The organism is Myxococcus sp. AM009, assembly GCF_013372605.1.
Taxonomy (GTDB): Bacteria; Myxococcota; Myxococcia; order Myxococcales; family Myxococcaceae; genus Myxococcus; species Myxococcus vastator.
Genome location: NZ_JABXEP010000159.1, coordinates 1 through 17,723, shown reverse-complemented (window position 1 = coordinate 17,723; position 17,723 = coordinate 1). Strand labels below are relative to the sequence as shown.

Below are 17,723 nucleotides of genomic sequence, written 5' to 3'. Positions count from 1 at the left end.
CGGTGGCTATGTCGGAGGGGTTCCACCCGTTCCCATCCCGAACACGGAAGTTAAGCCCTCCAGAGCCGATGGTACTTCGCGGGAAACCGCGCGGGAGAGTAGGTCGCTGCCGGATTCTTTTTGAGAAACCCCCGGTGTCCCTCGTGGACACCGGGGGTTTTCTGTTTTTGGGCCGCTTGGGTTTCGCCCGTCACCGCGGGGGCCGCGCCAGGCGCAGCCTGCGCACGCCGCCCACCGTCAGCAGCGCCGCCGTGGTGGCCAGCACCAGCGGGTGCTCGGCCCGCGCCGCTTCTTTCGCCGCGCCAACCGATTCTGCAGCTGCGAAGCGGGCTCGTGAGCAGCGCGCCGTGTTGCAGTGAACGTCCTGCGTCCGCTGTGAGTCGCTGCCTTCCGCTGCGACTGCCTTTGACGATTTGGAGCTCCGTGTGGCTGGCATCGGCGCGCTCGGCTTGGTTGAGTGTGGGCTCCCCCGCGGTGTTGAGAGGAGCCTCTCGAATGAAGCTGCTTCGTCCTTGCCTTGGCGCGCTGCTCGCGGCCGGCCTCTTCCTCGTTCCCACGAACTCAGAGGCTGCTGTCCGTGTCGGGCTTGGGGCTGACTATTGGATTGATGAGAGCGCGGCCTTCAACTTCACGCTGGGCGTCGAGACGCCGCTCGCGGGGCCTTTGACTGTTGGGGCTCGCTTCGGTGCGATGCTCATCACCGAGGGCAACGACATCGGTGTCCCGGTGGACCTGGTCCTGCGTGCGAACCTCGCCAGGTCCGGCGTCTACCTTGAAGGCATGGTCGGTCCCTGGTTCGTGTTTGGCCGTGGCGACACCTTCCGGGCGCATGCCGCGTTTGGCTTTGGCCTTCAGGGCAAGGCCGCGAGCATCGGTCTCGAGGTGGGCTACCTGGAGCCCAACCCGACCATTGGTCTGCGGCTCGGCTACAAGTTCTGAGCCTCAGTAATGCGGTGGACGCTCGTCATGACGGGCGTCCACCATGCCGGGCTCGGCTTCTAGCTTCTGCTTGAGCCGGTCCACCTCTGCTCGCAGCCGGTCAACGACCTTTTGCTGTTCGTACAGCACGCCGCTGAGCTCCTGCAGCAGTTCCTGCTGGTGCATGTAGCGGATTTCCAGCTCGGCGATTCGCTTCTCGTCCATGGGCACTCACCCATATCCCGGCGAGGCGGCCTGCGTCCCCACCTGGTTGAACCTTGCTCTCTCCACATGAACGTCGACGAACACATCCAGCGTGCCCGTGAGCTGCTCGCTCGGAACCAGCCCGAGATGGCCGAGTCCGCTCTCAGCGACGCCATTGATGCCGCCGTGGCGGCCGAGGACATCGTCCTGCTCACGCGGGCTCGCTTTGCACTGGGGGAGCTGCTCTTCCAGCAGGCGCGCGATGCGGAGGCGGTTCCCTACCTGCAGGCCGTCGTGCGCACCGAGCGCGTCGATGGGGCCGTGGACTTCGAGGTGAAGGCCTCCGCCCGCATGCTCCGGCAGATTCGCGGCAGTGAGCCTCGGGAGTAGGTCTCCGGCCCCTTCGCATCAGGGAATGCTGCAGGACTTCCGAATCAGCTCCGGCTGCCCGGAAAAACGCCGCTCAAGGTCCATTCGCGTGAGCCGGGCGTCGTCGACGCGCCGCTCCTTGAGCTGAATCGCGCAGAGGGCCGCCAGCGCCTTGGGGTCTGCCCGGTCCAGCCGGTCCGCCTGGCGCAGGGCCTCTTCAGCGGTATCCACCCTGCCAAGTCGATGCCAGGCGAGCCCGAGCTCGAAGAAGCCCATGCTGAGCTTGGGGTCCTCGGCCACCGCCGCGCGGAAGAGCTTCACCGCTTCAGTGTCGTGTCCCTCCCTGCTGTGTACCCGGCCTTGTTCCACCAAGAGCCTGGCATGGGGCAGCCGCCCCTCGAGCTTTCGGAGGACGGCCAGCGCCTCGTCGCCTCGCTTCGCCGCGCTCAGCAGGTGGACGTAACGCAGTCCGACCAGCGGGTCGCCGGGCGCCTTGCCATGGGCCCGCGCCATCGCCTCGGCCGCGCCCACGACGTCCCCGTCCTTCTCTTCCAGCTCGGCTCGGAGCAGGTCTGGCCGCGCGTCTCGTGGGGCCAGGGTCTCCGCGCGTGACAGGGCCGTGCTCACACACCGGCTCATCCGTTCGACGTCGCAGATTCTCGCCAGCAGGAGCTGGGTTTCGACCTCCTGGGGATTCCGGCGCTCCGCCTCCCGGGCCAGCGCGTGGGCGTCATCTGGCGCCCCCTCCAGCAGCAGCGTCGCGGCCTCTCGCAGCTCCGCCGGCGTGGCCTTCGCGTCGTCCTTCAGGGGCCGCAGGAACGGGACACGCTGGGACACGCTCGACATGGCCCGTGCGATGGACAGCTGCTGCTCGGGCATGTTCCTGGGGATGAAGAGCGGAATGAGGTGGATGAGCGTCACCACCGTGCACACGATGAGCAGGCTTCGTGTCCCCCGGCTCAGCATGCGGCGACGCGCTCCCTCTGCTCCCTGCACTTCCGAAGCTCCCCGAGGCGGGTACTCCGCCTCACCGGTCATCCTGTTATTACACCGCCCGCAGTATTGGACGTAGCCCCTCGGGCAGCTCCAGGCCACAGCTCCAACACAGCTCGAAGTTGCCGGGGTTCTCTTCGCGGCACCGTGGACACTCCACCGACCGCTCGGCCTGCTCTTGATTCTCCTGGAGCTCCGCCAGGAGGCCCTTCGCGTGCTCGAGGTCGCGCGGCTCCACCCACAGCTCTATCCAGGTCTCCGCGCTCGGAATCTCGCCGCTCAAAGGGGCAAGGGCTTCTCCACGTACCTCTACCGACATACCCATGGCTTCCAGCGCACCCGCCAGAAGCCGTGCTTCTCCCACCGTGCGATGCACGGACAACTGCACGCGCCTCATGCTCCTGTCTTCACAGAAGCAGGGCTCGCCAGCAACCCTGGCCACAGGTTCGCTCCCGCCCGCCCGAGGAGCAGCTTGCCTGGACGGGCGGCACGAGCCGGCGGGCCGGTGCTACTGCTCTTCTTCACGCAACTGGTGCGGCAGCACCGCGTGTGCGTGGCGCGGCGCCCGGGCATGCAGCTCGGCCGTCAGCAGGCGGTCCAGCTCCGCGAGCAGGGTGTCATAGAGGGGACCCGCGCCTTGGGCTGGAAGCCGCTCGGCAGCGACGCGCACGCGGGGAGACTCCTCGTCCTCGAAGGCGAGCGTCACCGCGAGAGCGTCCGGCCCGCCTGCTTGCGGAACCATGACCACGGGTGCCGGGGCCCGGCTCGCTTCTTCGAAGAGCGGGCCCAGGCGCTGGATTTCCGCTCCGGTGAGGTCGCGCTCGCTGACCACCTCACCCTGCTCCAGCACCCTCAGGTGCTTCATGCCCTCCAGGCGGAGCGCCTGTGCGCCCGTGTTCGTTCGCCCACTGCGCTCGTACGTGACCGTCCTCACGCCGCCTCACCTCCTGGGCACGAGGTAGGCACCCTTGTTCGCCGCGGCATCTGGCGAAGCCGTGGCTCGCGCATTCCGTGTCAGGCGCCGAGCGAAGTCGTGTGCTTCCCGACACCGGACGAACACCTCCGCACGAGTGTTCCCACCCGGGCCGCTTCCTAGTTTCGAGCCTCCCCGGCACTTTCGCTTGGGGACTCCCGAGGTAGGTCCATGAGCAAGGACAGCGGCAAGAACCAGAACGACCAGCGCGCCAACTCCAAGAATCCGAACAACCCCGCGCACAAGGCGTCGCAGGACAACCGCTCCAACCAAATGAACCCCAACAGCCCTCGGCAGCCGGGCAACAGCCCGAACGGCGGGAGCAACAACAGCGGGAACAACCCGGCGGGGGGGAACTCCGCGGCGAACTCGTCTGGCTCCTCGCCCAACAAGAGCTGAGCCTTGAAGGCTCCAGGCCCGGGGAGGGTCGGCCCCGGGCCTGGAGACGCATGCTGGCGCGGTGGCAGGTCCGCTTCGCCGTGCCGCCGCGCCAGCATTCAAACAGCGTGGCGTCAGCGCGCTCGGGGCTCGCACTCACCTTCGCCGCGGTAGTGCCCCAGGTTGCGCGTCAGCGCCGTGACGAAGTCGCGCAGCGTCCGCACGTTGCCCACGCCCCCCGTGCCGTACTGGCCCGACGGCAGCTCCGTCAGGTCCACCGCCGCCAGCTCCTCGAGCGTCACCTCGCCGTCGGGACCCGCGATGCCCAGGCTGTCCGCGGCGGCCAGTGCGTCAAAGCGCATCTGCGCGTCTGGCGACTGCAGGTCGTCGAAGAAGAGGTGGTCGCCGTGGATGGTGAGCTGCACCGTCTCCTCGCCGTCCTTGGGCACCGTCACCCCTTCGCCCAGGCCGGGGCTCTCGCAGTGCTCGTAGACGGTGTTGGTGGTGAAGCCCCAGGCGAAGCGCTTGGTCTCATCGCGCTGGGTCGCCGTGCCCTCCAGGTAGACGGAGTAGCCGCCGTCCTTCATCCGCGTGACGTCCGCGGCGTCCGCGTTGCCCGCCACGGCGTTGGCGTTGGGCGCGATGGCGAAGCTGACGTGGTCCCACGCTTGGGCCGGCACGTCGCGGAACGTCTCCACCACCACGGGGCCGGGCTTGTGCACGTCGAACACCCGCGCCTGCGTCATCTCGACGGCCGTCTCGTCGTGGTTGCCGACCTTCACCTCGCCGAGCACCACGAGGAACTTGCTGAAGCGCACCGTCCAGCCGTCCACGATGCCGTCCTCGCCATCCACGGCCGCGGGAATCTCCTGCTCGATGTAGTCCTCGCCGTAGGTGGTGAACGTCACCGTGCCCGCACCGTCACTGCTGCACGCCATCAGTCCCAGACAGGAAAGCCCCAGCATCCACTTCTTCATTGCGCAGCTCCTTCCACCCACGTCACGTCGTAGGCAGTGGTGTCTTCCACGCCGCGCACCAGCGCGTTCTGCGCCTGGCTGTCGGCGGGGAAGGTGTAGACGCCATCCGCGTCCGAATCGGTCGCGGTGGCGAAGTCAATGCGGCCCAGCCACGTCCCCAGGTTCACGGCGATGCGCACGCGGCCCGCCTCCATCCCCAGGGACTTCTCGAAGCGCACGCCCTGGATGGGCTTGGACAGGCTCGTTACCGCGTCGAAGCGCCGCTCCATGCCCTCCTCGTCGCGCGCCGTGCCGCGGACGCGCATCGCCTGGCCGCTCAGCACGCCCTGCGAGTCGGTGGCCTGCGTGGGGGCCGTCAACGTCAGCTCCAGGGAGCCGTACTCGCCCGTCACCGCGCTCGCGTCGCCCAGCGTGGCGCCGGTGAGCAGGTCCACCGTGTGGGTGGTCAGCACCTCGGCCAGCGCGTCGCCCGGTGCGTAGTGCCCAGGGTGGGCCAGGGCCGTGCCGCCCATGAGCGTGTACCAGTCGAAGCGGCGGGCCGTCAGTGCGCGGCCCTCGAAGAAGCGCACCGGGCCCACGGAGAGATGCGCGGACTCCACCGTCACCGTCCAGCCTCGCTCGTTGGCCCCCGTCATGGGCGTGGACGTCACCTCCACGGGGAAGGTGCGCCGCTCCGCTTCGCTGCCACAGCCGCTCAGGGGCGTGGACGCGGCGGCCAGGGCCAGCGCGCCGGTGAGGATGTGTCTGCGATTCATAGGTGGACCTCCAGGGAGAGCGAGGCCATCCGAGGCGACCCCGCGGTGAAATGTCTTGCCGGGACGAGGCTCGCCGCGGCGCCAGGGTCGAAGCGCGAGCCGTAGACGAACTCGCCGTCCCTCCAGCGCGCGTCGAGCAGGTTCGAGACCTCCAGCCGCAGCCCCAGTTCGCCCCGGCGGAGGGCGACGTGCGCATCCGCGAGGAACACGGTGGCGCTGCGCTCACTGAACGGCAGCGGCCGTGGACCGATGAAGGTGAGCCCCGTGCCCAGCGACAGCGTGCTGCCCCCGAGCCACGCCCACGTCAGCGGTCCGTCCCAGCCCACGTCGGCGCGCGCGACGAAGGGCGCGAAGTAGGGCAGCAGCGTGTCCGACGCCCGCACATAGGCGTGGGCGAACGTGGCGCTGACCGAGGTGACGAGCCCGGGCAGTGGGCGCGCTTGGAGCGCGGCGGAGACGCCCGAGCGCAGCGTCTGGCCCGTGTACACGGTGGTGCCCACCGTGTGGTCGAAGAAGAAGTCGTTGTCCACCTGCGAGCCGAAGAGGCTGAGCTGCAGGGCCCAGCGCTCGCCGTCCTTGCGCGAGCCCAGCTCCGCGCCTCGGATGGAGACGAACGGGGCGCGCTCGCCCTCCGAGAGGCTGCGCGCCTGCGGCGAGCGGAAGCCGTCACCGTAGCTGGCGAACAGGCGCCAGGCGTCCGCGTCCTCCCCCAGCGCGTACTCCACGCCCGCCTTCGTGCCCAGGTGGACGCCGAAGGCGCTGCGCGAATAGCCCTGTCCGTCGTAGTAGCGCGGATCCCGGAAGGCGAGCGCGTCGAAGACCTCCACGCCCAGCGCGTCCGCGCGTCCCCCCAATCGAAAGCTCCAGCGGCCCAGCGGCATGCGGGCCTCGGCCCAGCCCCAGACGTCCGTCTGGGTGAAGGCCGCGTCAATCTCGTCGGAGAAGAAGGTGCCGTCGGATTCGCGGTAGCGCCGCTGCGTCTGCTCCACGCTGTCTCGCCGCGCGCCCAGTCCCAGCTCCAGCGCGACCGGGCGGCCGAAGGCTGTTACCGACCTCCGATGTTCGGCGCGGGCGCCCAGCGTGGTGGCGTTGTTCGTCTGCTCCAGGCCGTCACCGCGCTCGTCGACACGGAAGCCCGTGAAGTTGTTGCGCAGCCGCAGGTCCGAGAGGATGCCGAAGACCTCCAGCTTCGTGCGCCCGCTTCCCGTGCGCGGCAGGTCCATGCCGAGCAGCAACTGGTGCCGCGACACCGAGCCGCCCTGTCGGCCCAGGGCGGCGGAGAAGAAGTCGCCGCGGCCCGAGCGCAGGTCGTCCTCGCGCACCACGCCCGGGGAGTCGAAGCGCGTGACGTAGCTGCCTCCGAGCGCGCGGACCGTCAGCCCCGCTCCGAAGGTCGCGTGGGCCTGGGCGAGGAGCGAGGCGCGGCCGTAGCCCCGCTGAGCGCCGAAGCCGCTTCCTTCACCCAGTTCCACCGCGGCGAAGGTTCCCGCGTCGTCTCCCGGACGCACCGTGGCCACGAGCCGGCGCTGGCCGTACTGACCGAGTGTGCCCGAGAGGTGGACGCCGGGCTCGGCGACGCCCAGGTCCAGGCGGACCGTTCCCGCGACGGCGAAGTCGCCCTGCGCGGCGCGGTAGGAGCCCTCCGTCACCTCGAGCGCCTGCACGACCTCTGGGATGACGAAGTTGAGGTCCGCGTAGCCCAGCGCGTGGATGTGGCTCACCTCGTTCACCGGCAGGCCGCCGACGTCGAGCTCCACGTCCTGGCCGTGCAGCGCGTCGAAGCCTCGGAGGAAGAGCTGCTGGGCCTTGCCCTCTCCACTGTGCTGCGAGGCCACGAGGCCGGGCACGGCTCGCAGGAGGTCCACCGCGTTCCTGCGTGGCGCCGCGTCCAGGATGTCCCGGCCCAGGGTCACCTCGGACGCGCTCTGCGCGGGGCGCGCGCCGCGCACCACCGTGGACTTTGACGGCGGCTCCTTGGCCCGGTCGTCCTGCTGCCCGGGCGCATGGGCCTGGGACGGGGCCGCTTCCGCTGAAGCCTCGGCGGACGTCCTGGCTGTGGACTCGGATGGTGCTGACCCGCCAGCCGAGGCGAGGACACACGATGACAGCGCGGCAACGAGGAGCACGGGCACGTACGGACACACGGCGGCGCAGGCCCCTTGCCGCGGCGTCCTGCACACGCACGGACTTCGCGCGGCACATGACGCCTCAGGGAGTGACCCCACCGAGACGGGTTCAAGAGTGAGTCAGCAGGCAGGACACACGGACCCAGGCGTGCCCCGCACGCGTGGCTCCCTGCGCTGGATGCGAGAAGGGATGATGACGGCTACGGGCCCTGGGGCATCGCCGTCGGCCGCACCGCGGCGCCAGGGGGCCGTGCGGGGCCGCGCTGGACCTCCGCCAGCCACGACACCTCGCGCACGCGCGGCAGCTTCATCACCGCCCACGCCAGCGCCACCGCCTGCAGGTGCTCCACGGAGCCCGTCAGGTGCTCGTGCCCGCGCTTCCGCTCACCGGCGGGCGCGGCGTCCCCCGCGCCTTCATCGTCAGGCTGGGCGTGCTCGCTCCTCGCACCGTGCGCGTGGGCGCGCCCGTGCGGGTGTGCGTGGGCATGGGGGTGGTGATGACCCCCATCGCCGTGCTCCACCACCGCGTGCAGCGCCGGCGCCACCACGAGCCCGTACACCAGGACCATCAGTCCCAGGCTCGCCAGGTCGCGTCGGTCGTGGGGGTTCAACAAGGCCGTGGAGCCCCGGGGTGAGGGGAGGGGTCGGCCGCCTCCTATCTGTCTTCATCCAGACGCGCAAGGCGCCGTCCCCCCTCGGATGGGGGCCTCGCGGACACATGCGGCCTCGCTCCATGTAGCGCGCTTGACGCAGCGCATTGGTTTCCGCTGCCCTCGCCGACCAACATCGCTACACTTGTGCCGTGCGTTCTGAATCCGTCGCGCTCAGCCGTGTTGTCTCCAATGCAGAGGTACCTCCGCCTCCGTCCCGCACAGCGCGCCTGCGGGCCCTGGCCACGGAGACCTTCGACGTCCTCATCATCGGGGGCGGTGTCACCGGCGCGGGCTCGGCGCGGGATGCCGCGCTCCGGGGCCTGAAGGTGGCGCTCGTCGAGCGCGACGACTTCGCCAGTGGCACCTCCAGCCGCTCGTCCCGGCTCATCCACGGCGGCCTCCGCTATCTGGAGCTCGGCCACCTGGGCCTCGTCTTCGAATCCAGCATCGAGCGTCAGCGCCTGCTGCGGCTCGCCCCGCACCTGGTGCGCCCGCTCGCCTTCATCTGGCCGGTGTACGCGGGCGCCCGCGTGCCCCGCTGGAAGCTCAACGCGGGCCTCATGCTCTATGACGCCCTCTCCCTCTTCCGGAACGTGAAGGGCTACCGGCGGCTCAACGCCCGGCAGGTCCACGCGGCCGAGCCCGGCCTGCGCACCGACCACCTCAAGGGGGGCGCTCGCTACTACGACGCGGCCACGGACGACGCGCGCCTCACCCTGGCCAACGCCGTGGGCGCGTCCGAGGCGGGCGCCGTCGTCCTCAACCACGCGGCGGTGAAGGGGCTCGTCCTGGAGCAGGGACAGGCGCACGGCGCGACGGTGGTGGACCACCTCACCGGCGAGGAGGTCACCGTGCGCGCCCGGGTCATCGTCAACGCCACCGGCCCCTGGAGCGATGAAATCCGCCGGCTGGACGCGCCGAACGGGACGAGCCCGGCCGTGCGCGGCAGCAAGGGCGTCCACCTCGCCGTGCCGCGCGAGCGCGTCAACCACCGCGATGCCTTCACGTTGCTGTCCCCCAAGGATGGCCGGGTGATGTTCGTGCTGCCCGCCGACAACTTCACCATCATTGGCACCACGGAGACGTCCACGCGCGCGCACCCCGCGGAGGTCCGCGCCAGCGAGTCCGACGTGGCCTACCTGCTGGAGTCCGCCAACGCCTTCTTCCCCGAGGCGCGCCTCACTCGCGCGGACGTGGTGAGCGCGTGGGCCGGCATCCGGCCCCTGGTGGCCAGCGGCTACCAGGGCACGCAGGCCGACGCGGGCAGCGCCAGCCGGGAGCACGCCATCGACGTGAGCCCGTCCGGCGTGCTCGCCATCAGCGGTGGCAAGCTCACCACCTACCGCGTCATGGCGCGCGACGTGGTGGACGCGGTGGAGCGCCGCATGGGGCAGCCCCGCCGCCGCTCGCCCACGGACACGCTGCCCCTGCCCGGTGGAGACATCCGCGCGCTGGACGCCGAGTTCGCCGCGGCTCGCGCCGAGGTGGGAGACGACGCCACGGCCGTCCACCTGGTGCGGGCCTATGGCAGCCGCTGGCGCCGCGTGTGGGCCCTCACGCGAGAGGACGCCGCGCTGGCCCGGCCGCTCGCCGAGGGGCTTCCCTACCGTGCCGCCGAGGCCGCCTGGGGTGTCAGCCATGAGCTGGTGCACACCTTGTCGGACCTGCTCATCCGCCGCCTCAAGGTGGCGTTCGAGACGCGTGACCAGGGGCACGCGGCCGCGCGCGTGGCGGCCGAGGTCATGGCGCCCCGGCTGGGCTGGGACGCCGCGCAGACGCAGCGGCAGTTGGAGGTCTATGCCGCCGATGCGCTCCGCGTCTTCGGCGTGGACCCCGCCGAGGCGTGAGAGGGCGAACGCTCCGCTCAGCGGAGCGTTCGCTGGCGCACGGCCGCGCCCGCTGGCCGCTCGCCCAGCACGTCCTGCCACGAACAGGGGCGCGAGCGGCCGGTTCGCTGACGTGGTTAACTTGCGCTCCGGGAACGGAAGCAGGTGTCTTCCCGTTCATGCGCGTCCCTGGAAATCCATCAGCCGCGCCGTGCCGTACGACGCCTGCTTGACGGGGCACTCGAGGAGCGTGAAATGAAGCGTTGCGTCTGGCTGGGTCTGGTCGGTGGGCTGATGGCGTGTGGCTCGTCGGAGGATGAGCCCAAGGCGTGCCCGGGCACCGAGGGAATGTCCCAGCCGCCGGCGGTGGTGTCCGCGGCGCGAAGCGAGGCGGCCCTGACGGACGATGGCGCGGAGGACGTCATCATCGCCTTCCGGCAGCGCGTCTTCGCCACCGCGCAGGCCAACACGGAGGCTTTCGCCGACGAGGTGACGCGCGCCGGAGGGCAGGTGAAGCAGCGCGTCCCGTCGCTGAACATGCTGTCCGCCCGGGTGTCACCCGAAGCGCGCGAGGCGCTCGCCCAGAATCCGGACGTGGTGTCGGTGTCGCCCAACCGTCCGGTGTACGCCCTGGGGATGTCGCGCCCACCGCTGCCCGCGCAGGCGTTTCTCGGCGTACAGCCGCCGCCACCGGTCAACACCGTGGGCTCCGTGGGGGAGTACACCGAGGGCCTGAAGATGGTGCAGGCCAACCAGGTCTGGGACGCCAACAACGACGGGGTCCTCGATGCGGGCCGGCCTTCGGGCACGGGCATCAAGGTGTGCGTCATTGACAGTGGCTGGGACAACCGTCACCCGGAGCTGCAGGCCGCCTTCATCGGCGGCAAGGACTTCATCAGCGGGTCCGCCAACGCGCTGGCGCTGGACGCGCAGGTGGACTCGCAGGGCAACGTGCTGCTGTGGGGCGGCGGACATGGCACGCACACCGCGGCCACCATCGCCGCGCAGCTGGGCGGGGGCGGCCGGGTGCGGCTGGGCGAGGACCCCAACGGCACGGTGGGCGTGGCCCCCACCGCGTCGCTGCTGATTGCCCGGGTGCTGAACGAGCGCGGCACGGGCGACACCATGAAGGTCATCGCCGCGCTCGAGTGGTGCCAGGAGCAGGGGGCGAACATCGTGTCGCTGTCGCTGGGCGCCTCGTCGGACAACGAGGCCGAGGCGCTGGCCTTCAGCCAGGCAAAGGCCAATGGCGTGCTGGCCATCGCGGCGACGGGCAACTCCGGCGCGGGCGAGGTGTCCTTCCCAGCCGGGTACGACTCCGTGGTGGGCGTGGGCGCGGTGACCTTCGCGGGGGAGTGGGCCAGCTTCTCCCAGTACGGCGTGGGCATCAACCTGGTGGCCCCCGGCGTGGGCGTGCTGAGCGCCACCATCATCGGAGGGGCGCCGTATGGCGAGGTGGCCGCGAGCGGCCAGCAGTTCATGTCCAACCCCCTGGAGTACTCGGCCGTGGGCGCCTATTCGGGGCGGCTGGTGAACTGCGGACTGGGCAGCAGCATGTCCGACTGTGGAGAGGCCGCCACCTGCGAGGGCTTCGTCGCCTACGTGGACCGCGGCGGCGGCATCCTCTTCGAGGAGAAGGTGCGCAACGCCATCCGCGCCGGAGCGAAGGCCGTCATCATCGGCAACCACACCGCGGAGGAGGGCACGGGCAACTTCACGCTCAACGGGCCGTCCAGGCTGTGGGTGCCCACCGTCTCCGTGTCCCTGGAGTCGGCCAACGTGCTGCGCGAGCTCATGGGGCAGGACGTGACGCTGGACGTCACCGGCCTGGACTATGCGCTGCAGACGGGCACCTCCATGTCGACGCCGCACGTGGCCGGCGTGGCGGCCCTGGTGTGGAGCCTGAATCCCCAGCAGCTCGATGCGGAGAAGGTGCGCGCCGCCCTGCTCGACACGGCCCGGGATTTGGGCCCGGACGGGTGGGATCCGAACTACGGCAATGGCCTGGTGCAGGCGGCGGACGCCGTTGAGTACGCCGAGGGACTGCTGACCCCGGTGCCGTAGTTCACCGCGGCCGGCGTCAGCGCAGGGTCATCAGGGGGGAGGCCACCAGGCACGCCCCCACGCGGGCTTCCAGCGCCGCCACGGCTTCCCGTGAAGGGTCGTCACACCAGTCGACGGCCCGGGTGGCGGTGACGAGCGCGTCGTTCCGGGTCCAGGGCTCGTCGGTGCTTGGGATGCGCGTCACCTGGAGCGTGGTGAGGCCCACGAAGGCCACCGACGCCAGGGCGGCGGTCAGCATCTTCCCCCAGTGCAACCAGCTGACCTTCGGGGCGGCGGGCACCACGGGCTTTCGCAGCCGGGACTCCAGCGCGGCGAAGTCCAGGGCGGGCCGGGCCGGCATGCGCCGCGCTCGCTGCGCCATCCACCCACGCTCCGCGCGCAGCCAGCTCAGCGCGTGCTGACAGGCGGGGCAGGCCTGGGCGTGCGCGCGGACCCGCGTGGCGTCCTCGGGGGCGAGCTCGTCGGCCAGCAGCGCGTCCAGTTCGGTTTCGCGACAAGCGCTCATGAGTGGCCTCCGACGTGTGCGGCCAGTTGCTCGCGCAGTTGGAGTCGCGCGCGGTGGATTTCGTTCTTCACCTTCTGGAGCGACCAGCCCATCACCGCTGAAATCTCCTCGTAGGGCAGGCCATGGTCGATGCGCAGCAGCAGCGCCGCGCGCCGGTCCTCGCGCAGCCTCCCCAGCGCGCCCGCCAGCAGTCCTTCCAATTCCCGGTCCAGGAGCAGGTCCTCCGGCGTGGGCGTGGGCAGCACCGCCTCCACCTGGCTGCCATGGACTTCATCGTCCATGTCCACATGGAGGCCCCGGTGCCGCAGCGACTCCAGGTACACGTGCCGGGCGATGCCCAGCAGCCACGCGCCGAGCCGGTCCTCGTCGCGGAGCGCGCCCAGCCGCGCATGGGCGCGGACGAAGGTCTCCTGCGTGGCTTCGTCCGCCGCCGCCTCGTCGCGCAGCAAGTCCTTCAAGAAGCGCCACACCCCCGCGGCGTGCCGCTCGAACAGCCAGCGGAAGGCCGCGGGGTCACCCGTGCGCGCCCGGCGCAGCAGCGTCCGCTCCCGGTCCGTGTCGGACGGGGGCGCACCTGCCAGCACCATTTTCATCGCGGAGAGGAGGGCCACGGCACCAAGGTGTCACGAGCAGCCCGGGAGTTTCACGCGCGCGTGCGTTTTTCCCGCGCCTGGCTGCCTGGTGGCAGGACGGACACCCCACACCGCAATCCCACGCACGCCGGGTGGTGGTCTTGTTGAATGACAGTCGTTGTTGGTAAGAGAACTTTCATGTCCTTGAACTCTGGCCGTGTGGATGCACCCACGGCGCACGCTCCGCGCCTGCAGGGCCACCTGCCGGTGCTGGACGGTGTGCGAGGCCTCGCCGTCCTGTTGGTGGTGTTCTTCCACACGACCCACCTGAGCGACCAGAGCGTGGCGGGGCGCGTGACGTGGTGGCTGGCCGGCGCCGGATGGACGGGCGTGGACCTGTTCTTCGTCCTCTCCGGCTTCCTCATCACCGGCATCCTCTGGGAGGCGAAGGGCCGGCCGTACTTCTTCCGCAACTTCTACATGCGCCGCTTCCTGCGCATCTTCCCGCTCTACTACCTGGCGTTGGCGGTGTCGTTCCTGGTGCTGCCGTCGCTGGCGGGCCGGCTGGGCCTGGACGAGCGCATCACCACCGACGGCGCCGTCTGGTACCTGCTGTACCTCTCCAACTTCTACCAGCTGTGGGTGGACACCACGCACCCCATCCTCGGCGTGGTGTGGTCGCTGGCGATTGAAGAGCAGTTCTACATCGTCTGGCCCTTCCTCATCGCCGCGGTGTCGTACCGGGGCGCCATTCGGTTGTGCCTGGGCACCATCGCCATGGCCATCCTGGTGCGCGTGGGGCTCACGCTGTACGGGGCCAGCATCGAGAGCACCTATGTGGTGACGTTCTGCCGCGTGGACTCGCTGGCCATGGGCGGCCTGCTGGCCATGGCGCTGCGCCACCCGGAGGGGCTGGGGCTGAAGGCGTTCCCGTGGATGCGCTGGGCGGCCTGGGCCTCGGTGCCGGTGGTGCTCGCCCTGGTGGTGCTGCCGGTGGGCCCCACCTTCGAGCTGGTGAAGCGCACGGGCGGCTACACCGCCATCGCCGTGCTCTACGCCGTGTGCGTGTATAAGGCGGTGGCTGTCTCCAAGGGCCACGTCCTGCACCGCTTCCTCACGACGCGGCTGCTGCTCACCTTCGGCAAGTACAGCTACGCCATCTACCTCATCCACTCGCCGCTGGACGCCATCCTGCGCCGCACGGTGCTGAAGACGCCGCTGAAGACGGTGGCGGGCTCGGACATGCCCATGCAGCTGGTTTTCTACGTGGTGGCCGCGGGGCTCTCACTGGGGCTCGCGCTGGTGAGCTGGAACCTCTTCGAGAAGCACATGCTGAAGCTCAAGGACTTCTTCCCCTACGGGCCGCGCCCCGCTCCGGTGTCGCTGCCGGCGCCGGTGTCGCTGCCGGAGGGCGCCCAGGCCGAGCGGACCGAGGCGCCCGCCCGGGTGGCGTGACGTCCGCGGGAGTTCCCGGCGACGGGGCTCCCGGCTCGCCGTCAATCACGGCGCTTGGAGAAGGCTTCCGCGACGCGCAGGGCCCACGCCTCCGCCGAGTCGAGCTCCGCGCGGGCGCTGGCAAAACGGTCCAGTCCCGCCTCCGAGCCGTCCCGCGCGAAGATGGCGTCGTGCAGCTCCTTCTGTGCACGGCTGAGCCATTGGCTCGCCTTCTGGCGAAGCTGGGCTGCCTTCTGGGGCGTGGGGGCGGTGAGCCCTGGCTCCATCAACTCTTGCTCCTCGGGGTACGGGGACGTCACCTTCACGAAGCCGGCCTGTGCAATCGTCGTAGTCATGCGCTGAGAATTCGCACCGGATGGCGAGCAGGCACCTGACCAGTGGGGCAGGACGATGTGCAATGGCGTGCACTGTCCCGCCCTCCAGGGCCAACGCTCCCCGGCGGCTACTTCCGCAGACTCGCGAGGTCGATGACGAACCGGTACTTCACGTCTCCCTTCCGCAGCCGCTCGTAGGCGTCGTTCACCTGCTGGATGGAAATCAGCTCGATGTCGGAGACGATGCCGTGCTTACCGCAGAACTCTAGCATTTCCTGTGTTTCCTGGATGCCCCCAATCATCGAGCCCGAGAAGCTCCGCCGCATGGGGATGAGGGAAAACGGACGGACGTCGAGCGGCCGCTCCGGGGCGCCGACGAGCACCAGGTGGCCGTCCCGGCGCAGGAGCCGCAGGTACGCGTTGAGGTCGTGCTGCGCGGAGACGGTGTCGAGGATGAAGTCGAACCTGCCCGTCTGCGCGGCCATCTCCTCCTTGTTCGAGGAGACCACGACGGCGTCGGCGCCCAGGCGCGCGGCGTCCTGCTTCTTGCGGTCGGTGTGGCTGAAGACGGTGACGTGGGCGCCCATGGCCTTGGCCAGTTTCACGCCCATGTGGCCCAGCCCGCCCAGGCCCACCACGCCCACGCGCTGACCCGGCTGCACCTTCCAGTGCCGCAGCGGCGAGTACGTGGTGATGCCGGCGCACAGCAGCGGCGCGGCGGCGGCCGGGTCCAGGTTCTCCGGAATCTTCAGCGTGAAGGCCTCGTCCACGACGATGGCCTCGCTGTAGCCGCCCTGGGTCACCGTCCGCCCGTCCTTCTCCTTGCCGTTGTACGTCTGGATGTTGCCGACATCGCAGTACTGCTCCAGGCCTTCCTGGCAGCTGGGGCAGGTGCGGCAGGAGTCGACCATGCAGCCGACGCCCGCCAGGTCCCCGACCTTGAACTTCTTCACCTGGTCCCCCACGCGGACGACGCGGCCGACGATTTCGTGGCCGGGCACCATGGGGAACAGGGAGCCGCCCCATTCGTCGCGCGCCTGGTGCAGGTCGGAGTGACAGACGCCGCAGTAGAGGATTTCAAGCTGCACGTCGTTGGGGCCGGGCTCGCGGCGCTCGAACTGGAACGGGGCGAGGGGGGACTTCGCGTCCTGGGCGGCATAGCCGCGAACGGGAATCATGAGGGGTGCGCTCCTGGCGGTTGGGGTGGTGTCACTGCTCGGTAGAACGGAATATGCGTCCGCTGTCGCTCGCGCGTAACAGGGGCTCGCCGTGTGCCTCGAGCGGCGGGGCTACGCGGTGGGGATGTTGCGGACGCGGCCTCGCACGAGCGCCGCTTCATCGGCGTGGCCCGTCTCGTCCAGCAGCGCGGCGGCGCGGTGGAAGAGCAGGGCGGCCTCCAGGTGGCGCAGGGCCGCGGCCTCCGCGTTGGCGGCGGAGACGAGGAAGGGCGCCGCGCGGCGTGGCTCGTGGCCGTCCAGCCAGTGCTGGGCCACGACGATGGGCGCGGCGCCGCGCTGCTCCAGGGCCACGGCGAGCCGGCGGTGGAGCAGCGTGCCCAGCGCGCCGGGGACGCCCTGGCGGACCACCTCGAAGAGCAGGCCATTGGTGAAGCGCTCGCCCCTCAGAATCTGCGCGCCCTCCAGCTCCGCCACGTGCGTGACGAGCGCCAGCGGGTTCATCTCCAGCACCTCGCTGGCCAGCTCCAGCGTGAAGTCCGTCTTCGCCAGCGCCGCCAGCCGGGCCACCAGCAGCGCGGAGGGGGACAGCCGCTCCAGCCGCTGCTGGATGAGCTGCTGGCCCCGGCCGGAGGCGGGGACGTGTTCGGGCCAGCCGCGCTCCAGGCCGCCCGTCTCCAGCAGGTACTTCAGCGTCTCGGTGATGAAGAGCGGGTTGCCGCCGGTGTGCCGCGTCACGTCCTGCGCCAGCTGCTCCGCGCCGGGCAGCTCCAGGCTCTGGAGCAGCGCGCCCACCGCCGCCGAGCCCAGGGGCCGCAGCTCCACGAGGATGGCCAGCCCCGCGGCCACCAACTGCTGGACGAAGACGGTGGCCTGGGGCGACAGCTCATCGGCCCGGTAGGTGTCGATGAAGCGGGGGAAGCGGCCTCCGGGCTCGGGCGCGTGGCGGCGCGACAGCATCAGCACCGCGAACTCCGCGGTGGCGCTGTCCATGAACTGGAGGTCGTCGGCGACCATGGCGTCCACGGTGGCGGCGAGCTGGTAGACGAGCTGGCACTGCGCTTCCAGGAAGCGGCTGCGGTCGGCCTCGTCCGCCATGGGCGGGGGCAGGCCTTCCTGCCCGGCCTGGTCCGGCAGCAGGCGCGCCAGCTCGCGCCGCACCCAGCGCGGCAGGTTCGGGTCGGGCACCCGGGCCAGCATCTGCCGCACCAGCCGCACGTGCGACGAGTACGGCACGCTCTGCTCGCCGGGCCGCGCCTCCAGCAGCAGGTAGCTGCCCCGCGACGCCGCGAAGTCATGGGCCAGGCGCGTCTTTCCCACGCCGGGCTCGCCGGAGATGAAGATGGTCTGCCCCGCCTCCCACGCGGCCTCCATCCGCGCCCACTCGCGCTCGCGGCCCACCAGCACCGGTGGCCGGAGCACGGAGAGGGGCAGCCGGCTCGTGGGCGGGGGCACCTGCCTGGGGG

At 70.5% G+C, this 17,723-nt stretch carries 19 protein-coding genes and 1 rRNA gene; 7 read left to right on the top strand and 13 right to left on the bottom strand.

The features are described 5' to 3' along the window. Window positions 1-115: ribosomal RNA gene (rrf, locus tag HV824_RS29365) — 5S ribosomal RNA — on the top strand; the annotation flags it as partial. Window positions 116-495: 380 nt separating this feature from the next. After that, the gene (locus HV824_RS29360) at window positions 496-939 is read left to right on the top strand and encodes a hypothetical protein (protein WP_176421167.1); all 444 of its coding nucleotides are present in this window, start codon (window positions 496-498) and stop codon (window positions 937-939) included. A gap of 3 nt (window positions 940-942) precedes the next feature. On the opposite strand, the gene HV824_RS29355 is transcribed toward HV824_RS29360, so the two are convergent. Next, entirely contained in the window at window positions 943-1,143 is a 201-nt protein-coding gene (locus HV824_RS29355) for a SlyX family protein (protein WP_176421166.1), read from the bottom strand. 66 nt (window positions 1,144-1,209) lie between these two features. Between HV824_RS29355 and HV824_RS29350 the strand changes: the two genes are divergently transcribed. Continuing rightward, entirely contained in the window at window positions 1,210-1,512 is a 303-nt protein-coding gene (locus tag HV824_RS29350) for a hypothetical protein (protein ID WP_176421165.1), read from the top strand. An 18-nt stretch (window positions 1,513-1,530) separates the two neighbouring features. Here the strand turns inward: HV824_RS29350 and HV824_RS29345 are convergent, their stop codons facing one another. The 3 genes from HV824_RS29345 to HV824_RS29335 all read right to left on the bottom strand — a co-directional run bounded on the left by HV824_RS29345 (window position 1,531) and on the right by HV824_RS29335 (window position 3,418). Beyond that, window positions 1,531-2,457, bottom strand: coding sequence for a lipopolysaccharide assembly protein LapB (locus HV824_RS29345; protein WP_255208435.1), 927 nt, complete (start codon window positions 2,455-2,457; stop codon window positions 1,531-1,533). 79 nt (window positions 2,458-2,536) lie between these two features. Then, complete coding sequence (locus HV824_RS29340) at window positions 2,537-2,881, bottom strand: hypothetical protein (protein ID WP_176424754.1); 345 nt, start codon at window positions 2,879-2,881, stop codon at window positions 2,537-2,539. A gap of 111 nt (window positions 2,882-2,992) precedes the next feature. Next, window positions 2,993-3,418 (bottom strand): hypothetical protein, encoded by a 426-nt coding sequence (locus HV824_RS29335; protein WP_176424753.1) that lies wholly within the window; start codon window positions 3,416-3,418, stop codon window positions 2,993-2,995. Window positions 3,419-3,628: 210 nt separating this feature from the next. Between HV824_RS29335 and HV824_RS29330 the strand changes: the two genes are divergently transcribed. Then, on the top strand, window positions 3,629-3,856 hold the full coding sequence (locus HV824_RS29330) for a hypothetical protein (protein WP_176424752.1): 228 nt from the start codon (window positions 3,629-3,631) through the stop codon (window positions 3,854-3,856). Between the two features lie 113 nt (window positions 3,857-3,969). Here the strand turns inward: HV824_RS29330 and HV824_RS29325 are convergent, their stop codons facing one another. From HV824_RS29325 to HV824_RS29310, 4 genes are all read right to left on the bottom strand, one after another. Further along, the gene (locus HV824_RS29325) at window positions 3,970-4,812 is read right to left on the bottom strand and encodes a hypothetical protein (protein ID WP_176421161.1); all 843 of its coding nucleotides are present in this window, start codon (window positions 4,810-4,812) and stop codon (window positions 3,970-3,972) included. Further along, a complete protein-coding gene (locus tag HV824_RS29320) occupies window positions 4,809-5,567 on the bottom strand; it encodes a hypothetical protein (protein ID WP_176424751.1) in 759 nt (252 codons plus the stop codon). Before HV824_RS29320 ends, HV824_RS29325 begins: the two co-directional genes overlap by 4 nt. After that, window positions 5,564-7,747: a TonB-dependent receptor gene (locus tag HV824_RS29315; protein ID WP_176424750.1), complete on the bottom strand. Its 2,184-nt coding sequence runs from the start codon at window positions 7,745-7,747 to the stop codon at window positions 5,564-5,566. Before HV824_RS29315 ends, HV824_RS29320 begins: the two co-directional genes overlap by 4 nt. A 146-nt stretch (window positions 7,748-7,893) precedes the next feature. After that, window positions 7,894-8,307, bottom strand: a complete 414-nt coding sequence (locus tag HV824_RS29310; RefSeq protein ID WP_255208433.1) for a hypothetical protein — start codon at window positions 8,305-8,307, stop codon at window positions 7,894-7,896. A 188-nt stretch (window positions 8,308-8,495) separates the two neighbouring features. On the opposite strand from HV824_RS29310, the gene glpD reads away from it, so the two are divergent. After that, window positions 8,496-10,193 carry a glycerol-3-phosphate dehydrogenase gene (gene glpD, locus HV824_RS29305; protein WP_176421158.1) on the top strand — a complete coding sequence of 566 codons (1,698 nt, stop codon included), beginning with the start codon at window positions 8,496-8,498 and terminating at the stop codon, window positions 10,191-10,193. Window positions 10,194-10,427: 234 nt separating this feature from the next. Then, entirely contained in the window at window positions 10,428-12,236 is a 1,809-nt protein-coding gene (locus HV824_RS29300; RefSeq protein WP_176424749.1) for a S8 family serine peptidase, read from the top strand. A 16-nt stretch (window positions 12,237-12,252) separates the two neighbouring features. On the opposite strand, the gene HV824_RS29295 is transcribed toward HV824_RS29300, so the two are convergent. Then, window positions 12,253-12,741: an anti-sigma factor gene (locus HV824_RS29295; protein ID WP_176421156.1), complete on the bottom strand. Its 489-nt coding sequence runs from the start codon at window positions 12,739-12,741 to the stop codon at window positions 12,253-12,255. After that, the gene (locus HV824_RS29290) at window positions 12,738-13,352 is read right to left on the bottom strand and encodes an RNA polymerase sigma factor (RefSeq protein ID WP_176424748.1); all 615 of its coding nucleotides are present in this window, start codon (window positions 13,350-13,352) and stop codon (window positions 12,738-12,740) included. The genes HV824_RS29295 and HV824_RS29290 overlap by 4 nt, the downstream gene beginning before the upstream one ends. Window positions 13,353-13,511: 159 nt before the next feature. Between HV824_RS29290 and HV824_RS29285 the strand changes: the two genes are divergently transcribed. Beyond that, window positions 13,512-14,768, top strand: a complete 1,257-nt coding sequence (locus tag HV824_RS29285; RefSeq protein WP_176424747.1) for an acyltransferase — start codon at window positions 13,512-13,514, stop codon at window positions 14,766-14,768. A 41-nt stretch (window positions 14,769-14,809) separates the two neighbouring features. Here the strand turns inward: HV824_RS29285 and HV824_RS29280 are convergent, their stop codons facing one another. The 3 genes from HV824_RS29280 to HV824_RS29270 form a co-directional block, all read right to left on the bottom strand. Next, window positions 14,810-15,103, bottom strand: a complete 294-nt coding sequence (locus tag HV824_RS29280; RefSeq protein WP_176424746.1) for a FruA-associating protein, FapA — start codon at window positions 15,101-15,103, stop codon at window positions 14,810-14,812. 107 nt (window positions 15,104-15,210) lie between these two features. Then, window positions 15,211-16,260 carry an NAD(P)-dependent alcohol dehydrogenase gene (locus HV824_RS29275; protein WP_176421153.1) on the bottom strand — a complete coding sequence of 350 codons (1,050 nt, stop codon included), beginning with the start codon at window positions 16,258-16,260 and terminating at the stop codon, window positions 15,211-15,213. Window positions 16,261-16,371: 111 nt separating this feature from the next. Continuing rightward, window positions 16,372-17,723 (bottom strand): AAA family ATPase (locus HV824_RS29270; protein WP_176424745.1); only part of this gene is annotated, 1,352 nt, incomplete at its 5' end.

What these genes read in the sequence shown, in the direction of transcription:
- HV824_RS29320 (WP_176424751.1), bottom strand. Translation starts at nt 5,567, where the DNA reads ATGAATCGCAGACACATCCTCACCGGCGCGCTGGCCCTGGCCGCCGCG.
- HV824_RS29285 (WP_176424747.1), top strand. Translation starts at nt 13,512, where the DNA reads ATGTCCTTGAACTCTGGCCGTGTGGATGCACCCACGGCGCACGCTCCG.
- HV824_RS29355 (WP_176421166.1), bottom strand. Translation starts at nt 1,143, where the DNA reads ATGGACGAGAAGCGAATCGCCGAGCTGGAAATCCGCTACATGCACCAG.
- HV824_RS29280 (WP_176424746.1), bottom strand. Translation starts at nt 15,103, where the DNA reads ATGACTACGACGATTGCACAGGCCGGCTTCGTGAAGGTGACGTCCCCG.
- HV824_RS29300 (WP_176424749.1), top strand. Translation starts at nt 10,428, where the DNA reads ATGAAGCGTTGCGTCTGGCTGGGTCTGGTCGGTGGGCTGATGGCGTGT.
- HV824_RS29360 (WP_176421167.1), top strand. Translation starts at nt 496, where the DNA reads ATGAAGCTGCTTCGTCCTTGCCTTGGCGCGCTGCTCGCGGCCGGCCTC.
- HV824_RS29350 (WP_176421165.1), top strand. Translation starts at nt 1,210, where the DNA reads ATGAACGTCGACGAACACATCCAGCGTGCCCGTGAGCTGCTCGCTCGG.
- HV824_RS29340 (WP_176424754.1), bottom strand. Translation starts at nt 2,881, where the DNA reads ATGAGGCGCGTGCAGTTGTCCGTGCATCGCACGGTGGGAGAAGCACGG.
- HV824_RS29330 (WP_176424752.1), top strand. Translation starts at nt 3,629, where the DNA reads ATGAGCAAGGACAGCGGCAAGAACCAGAACGACCAGCGCGCCAACTCC.
- HV824_RS29325 (WP_176421161.1), bottom strand. Translation starts at nt 4,812, where the DNA reads ATGAAGAAGTGGATGCTGGGGCTTTCCTGTCTGGGACTGATGGCGTGC.
- HV824_RS29275 (WP_176421153.1), bottom strand. Translation starts at nt 16,260, where the DNA reads ATGATTCCCGTTCGCGGCTATGCCGCCCAGGACGCGAAGTCCCCCCTC.
- HV824_RS29295 (WP_176421156.1), bottom strand. Translation starts at nt 12,741, where the DNA reads ATGAGCGCTTGTCGCGAAACCGAACTGGACGCGCTGCTGGCCGACGAG.
- HV824_RS29345 (WP_255208435.1), bottom strand. Translation starts at nt 2,457, where the DNA reads ATGCTGAGCCGGGGGACACGAAGCCTGCTCATCGTGTGCACGGTGGTG.